Here is a 15,704-nt window from a genome sequence, read left to right as displayed (position 1 = left end):
CTTAAAATTTGTTTTTAAAAACTTCCGCCCCTTCCGCCGTGACTTCTTCCGGAAGACGATGTATGGCTGCCGGAATCCGATTTCGGTTTTTCCGTTTTTGTCACGGTGCTGTAAAGGAATATATCCCTTGAAAAGTCAAGATTCATACTGTTCGGCTTCATATAATTGCCGGCATAGTCCTCTTTGACCGCCGTTTTCATTGCGCAGAGCTTTTTGTGCATCATAAAATACGCAAGAATAAGGGGAAGAAGAAGCGCCCCGGCAACCACACACAGGATATACTTCATGCTGTGCTGCCTCTTGTTGAACGGCTTACCCTCTGCTGCCATCTCCAAAAGCTCTTCCGTACGGTCGGCGTATGATTTGACTGCAGCATAATAGTTATCTTCCTTTAAATACGGCACAATCTTTTTTTCAAGGTATGCAAGACCGTTTTTGTTAAATATTGTCTCGCCGCTGCCGCAGACGGAAAAATGATATTCTCTTTCGGAATCTGCTATATAAAAAAGTATTCCGTCATAATTATCACCGTAACCGTAGCCATTATAATCGTAAATGTCGTCTGCCGCCGCTTGTGCGTCATAGGCAGATAATCTATCCTCTGAAACAAATACGATGTCAAAATTATATTGTTCACGAATTTTATCAAGCCTTGCCGACAGCTCTTTATTTTGTTCCTCTGTCAGGTATCCGACCGAATCCGTAATCGTTGGATTGATAAAATCCGCATATACGGTAATTGTCGATACAAAGCAGAGAAGGGCAATCATGATTGCAACAAATCTTTTCATTTAGCTCCCTCCTAATGCAGCAAGAAATATGCTATAACTGCAGCTGCTATATAAGCAAAGCCTGCAATTTTCGCAAAGTATCTCCATTTTTTTCCGTTATCAATAGGATATTCACCGACAACCTTACCGGTCTGTCCGTTGACAGCAAACTTATAGGTATTGTTCATATATTTGATGTTAAGCATCCAAACCGGGAGAAGGGAATACCTTATTTTACCGCCTGAAAAGCTGATTTTTGTACTTTCGGGAATCACCGCAGCGTAACCGCTCGTCGTCTCCTTAAATACCGAAACCGTTGAATTTTTTACACGTTCGTTAGCTCGCTCTATGCTTTCCTCTGCCGAAACATCATATTTATCCGCCATATACCCCGAAAGATATGCGCCGTTAAACTCCACTGCATCATCATAACAAAAAGGTTCTACCGCCTCCATATATGCGTCATCCGCCTTTTTTGAGCCGTCAACAGGAATGTTGGCAAAACCCACACTGCCGCTTCTGAAAAGTCTGTAATAATCTGTTTTGGTATAATTGTAATTGGAATCACTCCAGCTTGTGGTTCTTTGTGCCCCGTAAGTTATTGCTGCGTTGCAATCGCAATCGAACATCCAGAATGGCACGTAAACACCTGTCATTTCTTCAATTTTCTTCTTAACCTTAAATTCGTCCGGCAGAAACGGCGCATTTTTGAAATCTGCCTCAAACGCCTCTATTGCCGCCTTTTTTTCTGTTTTAAACGGAATAATATAATCAGGGCGCAGTGTTCCCTCAAACTGTCCCTTGATTACCGCCGCATCACCGCAGTAAGGGCAGATGGTCGACCCCATTGTATCGTCACCGGTTATCTCCGCACCGCAGGAGGGACAGGTATAGCTTGCAAGTTCAATTTCTCCGTCTGTTTCATAGTTTCTCGGTTCGTAATGCTCCCAGTCATATTTTGACTCTCCCTGCATTTGCGATCCGACATCCTCAATTTGCCGCATAGCGTCAAGCTCAAAATCATTTCCGCAGGAATCGCAGTGCAGCGACTCGTTTTGGAAAATCAGCGAAGCACCGCAGCAAGGACACTTATAGCTTTGTACTGTTTCCATCGTTTCACTCCCTTAATATGCTTATCATAATTTGCATCCGGTAAATTTTACAGCATCGCCGCTGCAGAAATTATAATAAGAATTATTTGAAAAGTCACAGCCGGAAAATTCAATATCCGAACAATCGTAAGCGCTTATAAAATACGAATTCTCCGAACTGTTGTTATTTTTAATTTCCGAGTTTGTTACGCTTACACCGCTGCAGCCGTCCAGTACAAACATTGAAAACATCCCGGAATCTCTGAATGTGCAGCCGTTAAACTTAATTCCGCCACAGTCGCTTAACTCAACAAGCCCATATGTGCACTCATATATTTCCGTGTTTTCCACAGTTATTTCAGCAGAGTCTGTCGCAGTTATTCCGTACGTTCCGCAGCCGTACAGGCCGCATTTATCAATATTTATATCCCGGCAACCGTCAAGCATTATTACGCCGCCGGTACAATAGCCCTTCTCAACCTTATGTCCTGCCGTGATATTTTTAAGCACAATACCGCTGCATCCCTTAAAGCTTAGTACGTTTGCGTAGGGAGCCTGAGTTACAACAGAAGCGCTTATTCCCTCCGGTGCTTCTATAACAAGATTGGATACGTCTTTTATTATATATTCGTATCCTTCAAAGGTATCGTCTGCAAAAACATTGGGGTTATCAATATTTATCGCGTCAAGCTCCGATAAATCATATTCCTGCTCCTTAAGAATGATTTTTGTATAGCTTGCCGCATTAAGTATAATATCATGAGGCGTCTTTGCCTCCACAATGTTATATTTTATTACATTTGCAATATTATTTTCTTCGTCCCATTTAACCTCACATCCCATTTCCTCGGCAACCAGCCGCAGGGGAACAAAGGTTCTTTCGTCTTTAATTACCGCAGGAACGTCCATGGTTCTTTTTTCACCGTTTTTATAATAGTCTGCGCTGCCTATGTAAAGCGTAAGCTTATCGGAGGGCGAATCAATATCGACTCTTTGTTCCTCCGCAAACCACTCAACGCTGTACTTTAAATGCTCCGAAACGGCTCTCACCGGAACGAGCGTACGTCCGTTTTCCACAAAGGGTGAAACCTCCGTTTCGATAACTTCCCCGTTTATCGTTATTCCAACCGCAATATCTGCGCCGGCATTGACGCAAAGTATATTACCGAAAATAAAAAGAAATAAAACCGTTAAAAAAGCAATATATTTTTTAATAAAAATCACCTCTTGAATTTTGGCACATATGCTCCCGCTGCCAAAAACCGGACGGCGGGAGCATTCGGATATTTTACTTATGCCGGCTCTTTATTTTTTACCGCACCAATTATGTACAGAACCGGAATAATCAGACCGGCAACGTAGTTAATGATGTTAAAATCACTGCCAAGCACGTTTGAAATAACGTTTCCCGCTACGCTTAAAATTGCCACAATTACGCCAATAACTATGCAGCTTTGAGCCTTTTCGGGTTTATCGCAGTTTTTTACACCCATAATTCCGGCAACCAGCTGAAATACTGCACTTGCCAGAATCAGCGCACTTGCAAGCATAAGCCCGCCGGCACTCGTTTCAAGAACCGCCGCCAAAGCTCCTGCTCCGATCATTGCAACAATCCCTCCGATGATACCAAATGCTCCTCCGATAATCATCAGAATACCCGTGACCTTCAAAAACTTTCTTCCTTTCATGATGAACCTCCTTAAAAATTTTTATCTATATCCACATTTTAAAAATGGATATTACAATTAAATTATTTGTTTATCGTAAACGCATCGCAAAGCGGTCTCAGCGTTTTAAGATTTTCCCAAAGAAATATTTTGCCGCCCGCATCAAGCGTTACATCCTCCGGAATTTTAACATCTTTATATTGACTCTCTTTCATTATTTTGTTTCGCCCCGCACAAGGGACAGTACTCCGCGTCATCCGGAAGCACGTTCCCGCATTTTTCGCAGCAGCGGTGCTTTGCTTTGTAAATATCAAAAAGCGTTTCATCGCGCAACTTTGTATGACAAACCTCGCAAAGCTTGTTTTTTGCGGCCTGTGCGTTGCCGCAGCACTGACAGATTTTAAGCCTTTTCATATTTTCCGTACCGAAACCGAAATGCTCCAAAACTTCTTTTCTTGACGGATTATTATATTTCGCCATTTTCACCGGCACCTCCGTATAACAACTTTTTTTCGCATACGGAGCAAACTATGTCGCCGTTTTTCGCTCTTGCTCCGCAGTGCTTGCAGTATTTCGCCTCCTCCTCGAGAGGAGCACAGTCCACGCACATCAGCACATCCGGATTATACACAACGGAATCAACCCATCTTCCGCATCGGTGACAAACATTAAAATTATTTTTGCCCTCTGATTCCCAAGCGGTAAAAAGCTCTTTTTCCGGATTATCCGCATAATATGTTCCGCTTGTGCAAACAAGCATCCCCGACAATTCGCAGAAAAAGCTGTAACGGTTTCCGCCCTGTGACGGAATAATTTTGTATGCAGCCGTTTTATGCTTCTCATTTATCATACGCCTCGCCTCCTCTCTGAAAAACTTATAAACCCGTTTCTTTTTCACAAACCTACGCAAATTATCCGCAAGCCGTTGACTAATTGCCAAGAATGTGATATACTCGTGCTGGATATATCAGCTGAAAAAGAACCCGTCTTTTTATTTAAGAAACTGCGATTACTTTATAATAGGTTGAAACACATACGTAAAAGGTCGCCCCTTTATCTTTTTTTGCAGATAATTCTTTCCGGTGCTGCAAATTGTTGTTTTTACATGTTTTCATTATACATAGAAATATCTTTTTGTCCCCATACTTTTTGCCAAAAGTATAGGATGAATTTCAAAAGAATTTAAGTTTTTTTGAAAAAGTAGGGGAAAAAGTATAGGATTGATTACATCTGTTGGCAACTTACCGGCATAAAACAGGAGAAACGGAAAAATCATCAAATCATATCACGGAGGAATCTAAATATGAATTCAGCAAGAAAATTATTTTTGCTTTTTCTCATTTTCAGCATATCAATATGCTGCCTTTCCGGCTGCAAAAAATCGAAGCTTGATAAAAACAAACCCGTTACGCTTACAATGTGGCACGTTTACGGAGAACAAGCGTATTCGCCGATGAATCGGCTTATTGACGAATTTAACGAGACAGTTGGCATGGAAAAAGGCATTATTATCAATGTTACGGCAATGTCGAATGCCTCCAAAATAGGCGAAAAACTGCTTGACGCACATAATAAGATTCCCGGTTCCGCCGAAATGCCCGACCTTTTCTTTGCGCACAAAAGCAACGCGCTGGAGCTTGGAACGGATTGTTTACTTGACTGGAACGAATATTTTTCCGAAAAAGAGCTTTCGGCATACGTTCCGGAGTTTTTGGAGGACGGCACGGCAGAAGGAAAGCTGTCCGTGTTCCCGGTGTCCAAATCCACCCATCTTTTGTTTATCGCCGGCGGTCAGTTTGAACGCTTTTCAGCCGATACGGGCGTTACATATGAAGCGCTGTCCACCTGGGACGGGTTTTTCGATGCTGCCGCGAAATATTATGACTGGTCGGGCGGAAAACCGTTCTGCGCTCTTGATTATCCGCTGCGAGCCATTGAGCTTGCGGCTGCGGAAAGCGGCGCAGGAAATATTTTTGCCGACAACGGATTCTATGACCCGTCAAACGTGATTTTTAAGCAAACCTTTATGAAATTTGCGGATTCGCTTGCAAAAGGGCATATTATGCTTTCAAATCTCTATTCAAACACACAGGTGATGACAGGCGAGGTTGTAGCCGGCATAGGCTCGTCCGCCGCAATTCTTTACTATAATGATACCGTGACATATGAGGACGGAACGAGTGAGCCGATGGATCTGGATATACTGCCTCTGCCCGCTGAAAACGGAAAAAAGCCGTATATCACGCAAGCCGGAGTCGGTCTTTGCGCATATAAAACATCAAGTCAAAAAGCAGAGGCTGCAGTGATTTTTGCCAAATGGCTCACCGAGCCGGAGAGAAATCTTGAGTTCGTAAGCCAAACAGGTTATATGCCGGTTACAAACGGTGCGTTTGACAAAATAGACGACTGCCGTTTCAAGACAGCCGATTATGAAAAACTCTATGCAGCCCTAAAAAAAATTAAGGAAAGCTCGGAGGTTTTATCGGAACAGCAAAGTCCCGAATATTACAGCAGAGTTTACGCATTTTACGATTATTTAAGAAACGAACAGAAACAATTTATATTAAGCAACACGCCGCCCGAAGCACTTGCCGAGGGACTTTGGCAAAAGCTCTGCGAAAAATAGACGGGGGATTGTTATGCAAATATCGGTAAGAAACAAAAGACAATCTATGCAAAAAAAGCTGTTTGGATATATGTTTATCCTGGCTATCGTTTTATTGCTTATATTTGCGGCTTTTCTTTTCCTGTTCGGACGTTTTTCGACAACCGAGGATAAAATATCGGATATATTAAGCCTTCAGATTGAGTTTTTCGACCGTGAAATGACGTCTTACTACAATGATATTACCTTGCGCGGCGCACAGCTTTCCGAAAAAGCCGCACAGCTTACCGAGCAATATCTCAATTCGGAAAATACAGATTTTGGCGTCGTTCAGAATTCTTTTTTGCATATCAACGCTCTTGAGGAACGCTATATTGATTTATTGAAGAACGAGCTTTTAAAGGCAAGCTGTTCCGGCGCTTTTATTCTGATTAACGCATCTCAAACCGGCGAAAGCGGTTCAAAAGCAGGCGTGTACCTTAATCAGGATCTGTTCGGAACAACGGACAAGGAAACAATGCTTCTTTACAGGGGAAATGTGAAGGCTGCAATAAACAAAGGCATTATGCCTCACCGTAAATGGCATTTGGAATTTGACACCGGGGGATTCCCGAATTTTGAAGAAGTTCTTTCGGATACCGCCGAGCCGATTGAAAAAGCCACTCATATTTGTAATATTATAACGCTTCCCGGAACGTCGGAGCGTGTTATGCTTGTAGCGCTTCCTATCAGAGGCGACGGCGGCCGCGTTTACGGCATCTGCGGCTTTGAAGTAAACGAAAGCGTTTTTAAGTCCGCACACGCACAGCCGTCCACGCTTCCGCACATAACCTGCATATTCTCCCGCTCGGGCGATAAAGAAATCAATATCAAAGAGGGATTAAGCTGCGGAGCAAAAAACGGATATTTCCTTGCACCTAAGGATTCCCTCAAAATCAAGCCGCTGAAAAAGGGTCTTGTCGCTTTAAAAAATGAATACGGCGCATATATCGGCATGACGAGAAACACAACTCTTTATTCCGAAAACACACCTTATTCTATTACGGTTATGATGCCGTATGCGGATTATTCCGGGCTGGAAACGAAAAACACCATACAGCTTATACTCATAATTCTGATTTTGGGATTTGCTGTTTTAAGCCTTAGCCTGTATTTTTCAAATCGATTTATCCTTCCGATAAAAAAATCGCTTGACAAAATAAAGCAATCCGAAAAGACATATTCCGACGAAAGTCAAAGCGGTATTATGGAAATTGACGACCTTTTTGCATTTCTTGCCGGAAAGGATAACGAATATCAAAAAATCTTCGATGAGCATTCCGAAAAAAACGAGAGTCTGCAAAGCGAGATTGAACGCATCAGAACCGAAAACAAGCGTCTGATGAAAGAGCATAAAAATATCATCATACAGGATGATTATGATCATTTCTGTTCGGGTTTACGCAGCCTTACTCCCAAGGAGAGAACAATATTTGACCTCTATCTGGAGGGAAAAACCGTTCCTGAAATTTTACAGATTGCAGAAGTTAAAGAGAGTACACTTAAATACCATAACGGCAATATTTACAGCAAGCTCGGCGTTTCCTCAAAAAAGCAGCTTCTTAATTTTGCGGCACTGTATGCACGGGAAAAATAATAACAGAGCCACACAACAGAGAATAATTCTCGGTTGTGTGGCTCTTTCATACAGGCAGCGAAAGGCATATAGAAATGCTCCCCGCTGTCTTTTGTTTTTAATAGCACCTCGGTCTTGCCGCGAAACCGAAACCGCTGTTTGTTGTAATAACGACATTATTATTACCGCTCGAACAATGGATAACAAGAATGTTTCCGTCAGCGTCCTTTACGGCAACGATTCCGACGTGCGATAAATCACCGTAAAAGGCCAAATCCCCGGTTTGAGAGCTGCCCCAAGATATTCGGCTGTACTTTGCGATTTGCCCTTTCGTTCTGTGTCCTATGCCGGAAGCATTAAACCCGGAATTGATAAAGCTCCAAGTAACAAACCCCGAACAGTCAAGCCCGAAAGGTCTTTTTGTCCCGGTTGTTTTACTGCCCTCCGCCGATACTGTTTTACTTGTACAATGCGGTAAAGTATATCATAAAAAATTAAAAAAAGCATATTCCTCATATTGCCGTATAAGAAACTACAATCAAACCATATCGTGTATTTTGCGTGTATGAATGATTAGGATATTGAGAGAAGTTTGAACTTCTCCGCCGGCAAAAAGCAAGTCATTTTATAGCTTGCTCAGACTGTCGAAAAAGTCCGGAAAAGTCTGGGCTTTTTCGACAGTCTGAAGAGAGTATTTATACTCTCTTTTTTATATTTTCTCCCTTATATCCTCCCCCAAAATCGAGAGAAGCAGAAACGACGAATTAACACGCGACTTTACGCGCGGAGAATAAAAATTCTCAAGGTCGGCAAGCGAAAGGTTTGAACTTATAACCGTGCTCTTTTTGCTGTCGGCGCGCGAATTGATTATATCAAAAAATGCCGCCTTTGCAAATGTGGTGGAAAACTCGGTGCCGAGGTCGTCTATAATCAGCATATCGCAGTTGTAGATGTAATCGTAAAACTGCGAAAAAGCGTTTCGGTCAACGCGCATAAATTTATAGTCCTCCAAAAACGAAAACAAACGGTACGCGCTTTGATAAAGTACCGTATTTCCGCGCGAAATAAGGTAGTTTGCAATACAGCACGAAAGGTACGTTTTGCCCACTCCGGCATTTCCCGAAATATAAATTCCGCGCTTGTTTTTCGAGAAATTCTCGCAGAATTTTTTGCACGCCATAAGCACTTCTTTTATGTTTTCAAGAGGCGTAATTCCAAGATTGTTTTCGTCGCGGTCGGGGTAATAATCAAGCTTAAATTTATTGAAAGTGCATTTTTTGTTTTCGTCGGTCATATGCGAAAGTTCGTATAACTTTTCAACAAGGCGCGTTTTCATACATTTGCACATTTTGCCGTCAGCATATCCCGTGTCATTGCAGATTTTGCAGTCGGCAGACGGGTTTATGTAGCTCGGGTCGATATTGTTTTTTGCAATATACTCCTCGCGCTCGGCTTTTAAGAGCGAGAGCGTTTCGAGCATTTCTTTTGAAACGTCCTCCGCCGTGCGCGTTTTGTCTATAATTTTCCTCGCACAGCGCAGTGCGGTGAGCGAAATATCGGTGTCAATTTCTTTAAGACGCGGATGCTCGGCATACAAAATTTCCTTTTTGCGCTCATATTCGTTTTCGTTTCGCTCTTTTTTCTCGAAATATTCCTCCGAAAGCTCCTGTTTGAGCATTTTTGCAATATCCATTATGCCTCTCCTTTCGCGATGTATTCACGGCGCTTTTTAATCATATTAAGGTCGTTTTCGTCGAGGTCTTTGCGCTCGGTATAGTTCAAAAATCCGCCTTTTGCCTGCTTGGACTTCGGCTTGTCAAACGTGCCGTCCACAATTGACTGCAAAACGGTGGTCATATACGGATACGACAGCTTTTGCGTGTTGGTCACCGTCACGTCGTACGCTTTTTTTATCATATCAATATCAACCGACATATCGTTTATCCATTTTGAGATATATTTTAACTCCGTTTCGGTGAAATTTCGGTCTTTTATCTGGAAAATATTTTTAATTTTTGTTTTGACAAGGTTAAATTCTTTTGCCGCGCGAAGATGCGCTTTTGCCTTGTCGAGCGTGTCTATGCCCTTTTCCGACCACGAAACGGCAACCTTTTCGATGTATCGCATATTTGTTTTGCCGATTTGCGCGCAGTGCTCCAAAATCATCAGCACAACCTCTCGCGGAAGTCCCAGCCAGTCGTACATACTGTAAAGCGTGGTGATTTCGGTGGTGCTTAAAGGACGGTTTAAAATTCCCTGTGCAATCTGATACATATTTTTCATATCGTCGTTTTCCTGTATACAGCGCGTAACGTCCTTTGCCGCATATTTCGGCGTTGCGTGTGCCTTTTTGTCGGCGGTGTTTTCGGTATCGGTGCAGGACAAAAATTCTGTTTCGTAGCCGAGCTTGGTTTTTTTGAACTCCATAATTCCGACTTGTTTCCAGTATTCAAACGCGTTTATAACGTCGCTCTCGAGAATATTAAGCTTTGACGCGATACTCTCGATTGTGATTTCATAGCCCGTGTCAAACGATAAACGGAGCGCGTATATGTAAACCTTAACGTAAACTGCATTTGCGCTGGGCATATATTTATCCGCAAACGCATACGGCACGGGAAAGGTGTTTGATTTATTGTTTATTTTTATGCTCGGCATAACTTTGATAACTCCTTAAAGTGAGATAAAGTAAGTATATCACACTTTTAAAAAAATTGATAGTGCTAATTTGACAAAATTTTTATTGTTTTTTTGGTAATTTTCTATTTGCTTTTGACTTTGTTTGTGATATAATAAAAAAGGTGTAATATTTTTTGCCGTATTACATCGGTTTTACATATGATAAATTAAGGATTTTTCCTATATAAATAAAGGGGTTTTTTATGTTGAAAAAGAAAATTTGCGTAATCTTCGGCGGAGAGTCTACCGAATATGAGATTTCTCTGCGCTCGGCTGCATCGATTATAAACGAGCTTGACAAAGAAAAATACGACATTATGACCGTCGGCATAACGCGCGGCGGAAAGTGGAAAGAATACACCGGCAAGGTTGAAAACATCATCTGTGACAGGTGGTATGACGACAGCCTTAAAGACGTTTCGGTTGACCTCGGCGGTGCGGACGGAGCGCTTATCGTTTACGGAAACGGAAAACTTGAAAAGGTTAAAATCGACTGCGCGTTTTTGGGACTTCACGGCGCAAACGGCGAGGACGGCACGGTTCAGGGTATGCTTAAACTTGCGCACATTCCGTATACAGGTCCCGATATGCTCACCTCCTGCCTCGGTATGGATAAGGCATACACAAAAATTATGCTTGAAAGCGCAGGCATTGACCAGGCAAAATGGGTGACGGTGAACGACTACGACCGCGACGAAATTATGAAAAAAGTTGTGGACGCGGAGGAAATTTTCGGCTATCCTATGTTTGTCAAACCGGCAAACGCAGGCTCGTCAATCGGCATAGGCAAAGCGAAAAACAGAGATGAGCTTATGAGCGCAATCGACAACGCGTTTAAATTTGACAGACGCATTATCATAGAAGAATTTTTGTCGGGCAGAGAGGTTGAGTGCGCGGTTATGGGCAAACGCGGAGTTGTGAGAGTGTCGTGCGTGGGCGAAATCAAGGCAGCAAACGAATTTTACGACTACGAAGCGAAATATTCCGACAAGGTTGAAAGCAAGCTTATAATTCCGGCAGAATTTAAAGACGGCATTGAAAAGCGCATAAAAGAAACAGCAAAAAAAGCGTTTATCGCGCTGGACGGCAAGGGATATTCGCGCGTTGACTTTTTTGTAAACGAGGACGACGGCACGGTGAAACTCAACGAAATCAACACACTTCCGGGCTTTACGAGCATAAGTATGTTCCCCAAGCTTTTTATGCACGAGGGATTTTCGTATGCTGAAATTTTAGACAGACTTATAGAAATCGGTATGGAGTAAAATTATGGATAACAGATACATAGGCGTCTTTGATTCGGGCGTCGGCGGACTTACTGCTGTAAAAGAGCTTATAAAAAAACTTCCCGGCGAAAACATTGTGTATTTCGGCGACACGGGACGCGTGCCGTACGGCACAAGGTCGAACGAAACCATCATTAAATACGCGGTCAGCGATATGAATTTTTTGAAAACGCACGATATTAAACTTGTTGTAATCGCGTGCGGAACGGTAAGCTCGGTTGCCATAGAAACGCTCAAAAGTATGTTTAACATTCCGATAATCGGCGTTGTTGAACCGACTGCAAAAGCGGCGGCAAAGGCGACGAAAAACAAAAAAATAGGCATAATCGGCACAAGCAGTACGGTTGCGAGCGGAAAATACGAACAAGCAATCGGCGAAATTGATAAAGACATTTTTGTGCACAGTATCGCCTGCCCTATGTTCGTTCCGCTTGCAGAGAACAATATGGCAGACTCCGAGGCGGCTTATCTTATCGCAAAAGAATATCTTTCGGGCTTTGACGGTATGGATATTGACACGCTTATTCTCGGCTGCACGCACTATCCGCTTTTGAAAAATACGGTAAGGCGCGTTATGGGCGATAACGTTGCGCTTATCGACGCAGGCAAATCCACGGCGGATTTTGCGGCGCAGAAACTTCGCGACGAAAACAGTTTTGCCGAAAAGAAGGCAGATGAACAGTACAAATTTTTTGTCAGCGACTCGGTTGACGGATTTTTGAATGTTGCTAATATATTTCTTGACAAGGACATCGGAAAAATGATTGAAAAGATAGACATAGAGAGGTATTAGAAAGTGGAAAAAAAGAACGTTTTGATAAATATTAAGGGCAAACAGCGAAACGCGGAGGACGAAAAAGAGGACGTTGAGCTTGTGACCGAGGGCGTTTTTTACAAGGAGAACGCGCGGTATTATCTCGTTTATACCGAATCGGAGGTCACGGGTATGGACGGCACCACGACGACGGTTGAAATCGAGCGCGAAAAGGTGTCGATAATAAGGAGCGGTTCGGTGAACAATCAGCTTTTGTTTATTCCCAACCGCAAAACGACGTCTTATTACAACACGCAGTTCGGCAGTTTTTCGGTGAGCGTTTTAAGCACCGAGGTGGGCGTTGACGTCACCGACGACGGCGGTGTTGTGAACGTCGGCTACAAAATGGACATCAACGACGCTTTTGCAAGCGAAACCACACTTTCGATAAATATAAAAGAAGCTTAATCTACGGCTTAAAAGGAGAAAAATATGGACATTACGGCTAAAATAAAAGACCAGATAATTTCGGCAATCGGCAATTCGTGCGCGGTTCTGGAGGATAAAAAGGTTTTCAAATTCGACGAGCAGGGCTATCTTCTGCCTATCGAAATTGAAATTCCCAAAGACAAGAAAAACGGCGACTTCTCAAGCAATATTGCAATGAAAATCACCAAGCTTGTCAAGAAAAATCCGCGCGAAACGGCACAGTTAATTCTCGATAACATCGACATTGAGGACACATACATTGACCGATGCGAAATCGCAGGTCCCGGATTTATCAACTTTTATCTTAAAAAAGACTGGCTGTACGACGCGCTTAAACTTGCTCATAAAATGGGCGCGGACTACGGCAAAACCGATATGGGAAACGGCGAAAGAGTGGTTGTCGAATTTGTCAGCGCAAACCCCACGGGTCCTATGCATATGGGTAACGCGCGCGGAGGTGTTATCGGCGACGTTTTGTCTAACATTTTAAAATGCGCGGGTTACGACGTTACAAAGGAATTTTACATCAACGACGCGGGCGCGCAGATTGAAAAATTCGGCTATTCGCTTGAGGCACGCTATATTCAGGCGTTAAGGGGCGATGACGCGGTGGAATTTTCGCCCGACTGGTATCAGGGCGACGACATAAAAGAGCACGCGAAAAACTATATTGAAAAATACGGCGATGCACTTCTTGAAAAGGACGGCGAGGAACGCAGAAAAGCGCTTGTTGACTACGCTTTGCCGATAAATATTGAAAATCTGAAAAAAGGACTTCTCGACTACAAAATTTCGTACGACGTGTGGTTTCCCGAAAGCACGCTCCACAAAGACGGCGAAGTTAAAGAAACAATGGACGCGCTCAAAAAGAGCGGTTTGACATACGAAAAAGACGGCGCGCTTTGGCTTAAAGCCACCGATTTCGGCTGTGAAAAAGACGAAGTTTTAATCCGTCAGAACGGTATTCCCACCTATTTTGCGGTGGATATTGCATATCACCGAAACAAATTCGCAATCCGCAAATTTGACAGGGCGATAAATGTTTGGGGCGCCGACCATCACGGTCACGTTGCGCGTATGAAAGGCGCTATGAACGCAATCGGTCTTGACGGCGACAAACTTGAAATTGTGATTATGCAGCTTGTGCGACTTATGCGAAACGGCGAAATCGCACGTATGAGCAAGCGCACGGGAAAGATGATTACACTTTCCGACCTTATCGAAGAAATCGGCGTTGACGCGGCGAGATTTTTCTTTAATCTGCGCCACAGCGAAAGCCACCTTGATTTTGACCTCGATTTGGCGGTTGCGCAGAACAGCGAAAACCCCGTTTTCTACGTTCAGTATGCGCACGCGCGAATTGCAAGCATTATAAATTCGCTCAAAGAGGACGGCATTTCGTTTGACGAAAATGCAGATTTGACCGTTCTTACCGAGCCGGAAGAGGAAGAATTAACGGCGAAAATCGCAATGCTTCCCAACGAAATCTGCATCTGCGCCGAAAACAGTGACCCCAGCAGAATTACGCGCTACGTGCTTGATTTGGCGTCGCTTTTCCATTCGTTCTACAACGCGCCCAAATGCAGGGTTAAAAACGAGGACAAAAACTTAACGCTTGCGCGTCTTTACCTCATCACGGCGGTTAAAACGGTTATCAAAAACGTTTTGGACATTCTCGGAATTGACGCGCCCGAAAAAATGTAAATTTTAAAAAGGTGAATAAATTGAAAATAAGAAAATTTGTTTGTCTTGCGCTTGTGCTTTTGCTTATCGGGCAAAACGCGCTCTGCGCAAAGCTTTACGGCGACAAAAAGGCTGACTTTTCCCTTTCGTACGACGCAGGCGAAAATGCGGACATTCTTATGCTTTTGAAAAAACTCGGCATATTTGACGGCGAATATCTGCCCGACCGCGGTATGGCATACGAAAAAGCGGTGAAAATTTTCGGAATTGACCAAGATGACGGCGGAAACGACGGCAAAATTTTGACAAACGAAGATTTTTTCCGTCTGTGCGCGGTAAGCTTTAATCTCAAAAGCGAAAACAGCCAAAAACTCTGTGATTTTTACGATTTTGCGCTTTGCAGTGCAGAAAACCGCGGATACGTTTCGGCATATCTTGAAAGTTACGAAAAATGCGAAAATCTCGACGGCAAAAAGCTTTTGCGCCCTAAAGATGAGCAAACCGAAAAGGATTTTTTCGCAAAGCTTGCGCTTTTTGACGCGGAAATCGCAAAAAAACACGGATATGACGTCACGAACGGCAAAATAAGCGACGTTTCCGCGATGGGAAGCGAAAAAACAATTTCGCTCACAAACGGAAACGACGTTGTCACAAAGGAAAACGACCTTATTTTATACATCGGCGACAAGCCCGAACAGGGGTGCAGTGTATTGTGCTTTGCAAAAGACGGTACTTGCTTTGCTTTAAAAATCAAAAAGAATGACGAAAACCGCTTTAAAACGGGCGGAATTTACAAAGGCGACGTTTTTTTATATGACAAAAGCGGACACAAAATAATTTTCAAAAATCTTAAAAAATATCAGAAAGGCGAATTTATGCCGGCCGCCGAAAACGGCGTTCTGACAGGCTTTGACGCATTTTCAAACTTTCTAGTTTACGAAAATTATTCCGATTCGTCGCAGGACAAAATAAACCGCTTTCTTTTAGACCGCGAAGCCGTGTTTTTTACTATGATTGACCAATACGGCAGCGAAAAAATATGTTATATAATTTATGTGGGATAAG

The 15,704-nt window shown here is 43.1% G+C and carries 16 protein-coding genes and 1 pseudogene; 7 read left to right on the top strand and 10 right to left on the bottom strand.

Translation table 11 applies throughout. The features are described from left to right. Positions 1–14: 14 nt before the first annotated feature. The 7 genes from H8706_RS03850 to H8706_RS03820 form a co-directional block, all read right to left on the bottom strand. A complete protein-coding gene (locus H8706_RS03850; RefSeq protein WP_262431568.1) occupies positions 15–791 on the bottom strand; it encodes a TPM domain-containing protein in 777 nt (258 codons plus the stop codon). 11 nt (positions 792–802) lie between these two features. After that, positions 803–1,882, bottom strand: a complete 1,080-nt coding sequence (locus H8706_RS03845; protein WP_262431567.1) for a hypothetical protein — start codon at positions 1,880–1,882, stop codon at positions 803–805. Positions 1,883–1,906: 24 nt separating this feature from the next. Then, the gene (locus H8706_RS03840) at positions 1,907–3,085 is read right to left on the bottom strand and encodes a stalk domain-containing protein (protein ID WP_394354516.1); all 1,179 of its coding nucleotides are present in this window, start codon (positions 3,083–3,085) and stop codon (positions 1,907–1,909) included. A gap of 68 nt (positions 3,086–3,153) precedes the next feature. Beyond that, on the bottom strand, positions 3,154–3,549 hold the full coding sequence (locus H8706_RS03835; RefSeq protein WP_262431565.1) for a hypothetical protein: 396 nt from the start codon (positions 3,547–3,549) through the stop codon (positions 3,154–3,156). Positions 3,550–3,611: 62 nt separating this feature from the next. After that, on the bottom strand, positions 3,612–3,743 hold the full coding sequence (locus H8706_RS03830; RefSeq protein ID WP_262431564.1) for a hypothetical protein: 132 nt from the start codon (positions 3,741–3,743) through the stop codon (positions 3,612–3,614). Beyond that, positions 3,724–4,008, bottom strand: a complete 285-nt coding sequence (locus H8706_RS03825) for a double zinc ribbon domain-containing protein (protein WP_178347239.1) — start codon at positions 4,006–4,008, stop codon at positions 3,724–3,726. The genes H8706_RS03830 and H8706_RS03825 overlap by 20 nt, the downstream gene beginning before the upstream one ends. Continuing rightward, positions 3,995–4,378, bottom strand: a complete 384-nt coding sequence (locus tag H8706_RS03820) for a hypothetical protein (RefSeq protein ID WP_262431563.1) — start codon at positions 4,376–4,378, stop codon at positions 3,995–3,997. The genes H8706_RS03825 and H8706_RS03820 overlap by 14 nt, the downstream gene beginning before the upstream one ends. A 453-nt stretch (positions 4,379–4,831) precedes the next feature. Here H8706_RS03820 and H8706_RS03815 point away from each other — a divergent pair, with 453 nt between their 5' ends. Both H8706_RS03815 and H8706_RS03810 read left to right on the top strand, forming a co-directional pair. After that, entirely contained in the window at positions 4,832–6,154 is a 1,323-nt protein-coding gene (locus tag H8706_RS03815; protein ID WP_262431562.1) for an extracellular solute-binding protein, read from the top strand. 13 nt (positions 6,155–6,167) lie between these two features. After that, positions 6,168–7,769: a helix-turn-helix domain-containing protein gene (locus H8706_RS03810; RefSeq protein ID WP_262431561.1), complete on the top strand. Its 1,602-nt coding sequence runs from the start codon at positions 6,168–6,170 to the stop codon at positions 7,767–7,769. 97 nt (positions 7,770–7,866) lie between these two features. On the opposite strand, the pseudogene H8706_RS03805 reads toward H8706_RS03810, so the two are convergent. The 3 genes and pseudogenes from H8706_RS03805 to H8706_RS03795 form a co-directional block, all read right to left on the bottom strand. Next, positions 7,867–8,163, bottom strand: a pseudogene (locus H8706_RS03805) (NlpC/P60 family protein); the annotation flags it as partial. A 294-nt stretch (positions 8,164–8,457) separates the two neighbouring features. Next, a complete protein-coding gene (locus H8706_RS03800) occupies positions 8,458–9,441 on the bottom strand; it encodes an ATP-binding protein (RefSeq protein ID WP_262431560.1) in 984 nt (327 codons plus the stop codon). Beyond that, positions 9,441–10,406, bottom strand: a complete 966-nt coding sequence (locus H8706_RS03795; RefSeq protein WP_262431559.1) for a DnaD domain-containing protein — start codon at positions 10,404–10,406, stop codon at positions 9,441–9,443. Before H8706_RS03795 ends, H8706_RS03800 begins: the two co-directional genes overlap by 1 nt. Before the next feature lie 227 nt (positions 10,407–10,633). On the opposite strand from H8706_RS03795, the gene H8706_RS03790 reads away from it, so the two are divergent. Genes H8706_RS03790 through H8706_RS03770 form a run of 5 tightly spaced genes read left to right on the top strand, consistent with a single transcriptional unit; the run spans position 10,634 to position 15,703 of the window. After that, complete coding sequence (locus H8706_RS03790; protein WP_262431558.1) at positions 10,634–11,692, top strand: D-alanine--D-alanine ligase family protein; 1,059 nt, start codon at positions 10,634–10,636, stop codon at positions 11,690–11,692. Between the two features lie 4 nt (positions 11,693–11,696). Beyond that, positions 11,697–12,506, top strand: a complete 810-nt coding sequence (gene murI, locus H8706_RS03785) for a glutamate racemase (RefSeq protein ID WP_178347246.1) — start codon at positions 11,697–11,699, stop codon at positions 12,504–12,506. A 3-nt stretch (positions 12,507–12,509) separates the two neighbouring features. Further along, positions 12,510–12,935: a DUF1934 domain-containing protein gene (locus H8706_RS03780; protein WP_178347247.1), complete on the top strand. Its 426-nt coding sequence runs from the start codon at positions 12,510–12,512 to the stop codon at positions 12,933–12,935. A gap of 24 nt (positions 12,936–12,959) precedes the next feature. After that, complete coding sequence (gene argS, locus H8706_RS03775) at positions 12,960–14,660, top strand: arginine--tRNA ligase (protein ID WP_262431557.1); 1,701 nt, start codon at positions 12,960–12,962, stop codon at positions 14,658–14,660. 20 nt (positions 14,661–14,680) lie between these two features. Continuing rightward, a complete protein-coding gene (locus H8706_RS03770) occupies positions 14,681–15,703 on the top strand; it encodes a hypothetical protein (RefSeq protein WP_262431556.1) in 1,023 nt (340 codons plus the stop codon). The last annotated feature ends 1 nt before the right edge of the window (position 15,704 follow it).

It is taken from the genome of Qingrenia yutianensis (assembly GCF_014385105.1).
GTDB classification, from domain to species: Bacteria; Bacillota; Clostridia; order UMGS1810; family UMGS1810; genus Qingrenia; species Qingrenia yutianensis.
This window is presented reverse-complemented; position numbering and strand designations above follow the sequence as displayed.

Bases quoted from the DNA above. Each gene is read 5' to 3' on its own strand.
- murI (WP_178347246.1), top strand. From the start codon at position 11,697: ATGGATAACAGATACATAGGCGTCTTTGATTCGGGCGTCGGCGGACTT.
- H8706_RS03800 (WP_262431560.1), bottom strand. From the start codon at position 9,441: ATGGATATTGCAAAAATGCTCAAACAGGAGCTTTCGGAGGAATATTTC.
- H8706_RS03815 (WP_262431562.1), top strand. From the start codon at position 4,832: ATGAATTCAGCAAGAAAATTATTTTTGCTTTTTCTCATTTTCAGCATA.
- H8706_RS03810 (WP_262431561.1), top strand. From the start codon at position 6,168: ATGCAAATATCGGTAAGAAACAAAAGACAATCTATGCAAAAAAAGCTG.
- H8706_RS03820 (WP_262431563.1), bottom strand. From the start codon at position 4,378: ATGATAAATGAGAAGCATAAAACGGCTGCATACAAAATTATTCCGTCA.
- H8706_RS03850 (WP_262431568.1), bottom strand. From the start codon at position 791: ATGAAAAGATTTGTTGCAATCATGATTGCCCTTCTCTGCTTTGTATCG.
- argS (WP_262431557.1), top strand. From the start codon at position 12,960: ATGGACATTACGGCTAAAATAAAAGACCAGATAATTTCGGCAATCGGC.
- H8706_RS03830 (WP_262431564.1), bottom strand. From the start codon at position 3,743: ATGAAAGAGAGTCAATATAAAGATGTTAAAATTCCGGAGGATGTAACG.
- H8706_RS03795 (WP_262431559.1), bottom strand. From the start codon at position 10,406: ATGCCGAGCATAAAAATAAACAATAAATCAAACACCTTTCCCGTGCCG.
- H8706_RS03835 (WP_262431565.1), bottom strand. From the start codon at position 3,549: ATGAAAGGAAGAAAGTTTTTGAAGGTCACGGGTATTCTGATGATTATC.
- H8706_RS03845 (WP_262431567.1), bottom strand. From the start codon at position 1,882: ATGGAAACAGTACAAAGCTATAAGTGTCCTTGCTGCGGTGCTTCGCTG.
- H8706_RS03825 (WP_178347239.1), bottom strand. From the start codon at position 4,008: ATGGCGAAATATAATAATCCGTCAAGAAAAGAAGTTTTGGAGCATTTC.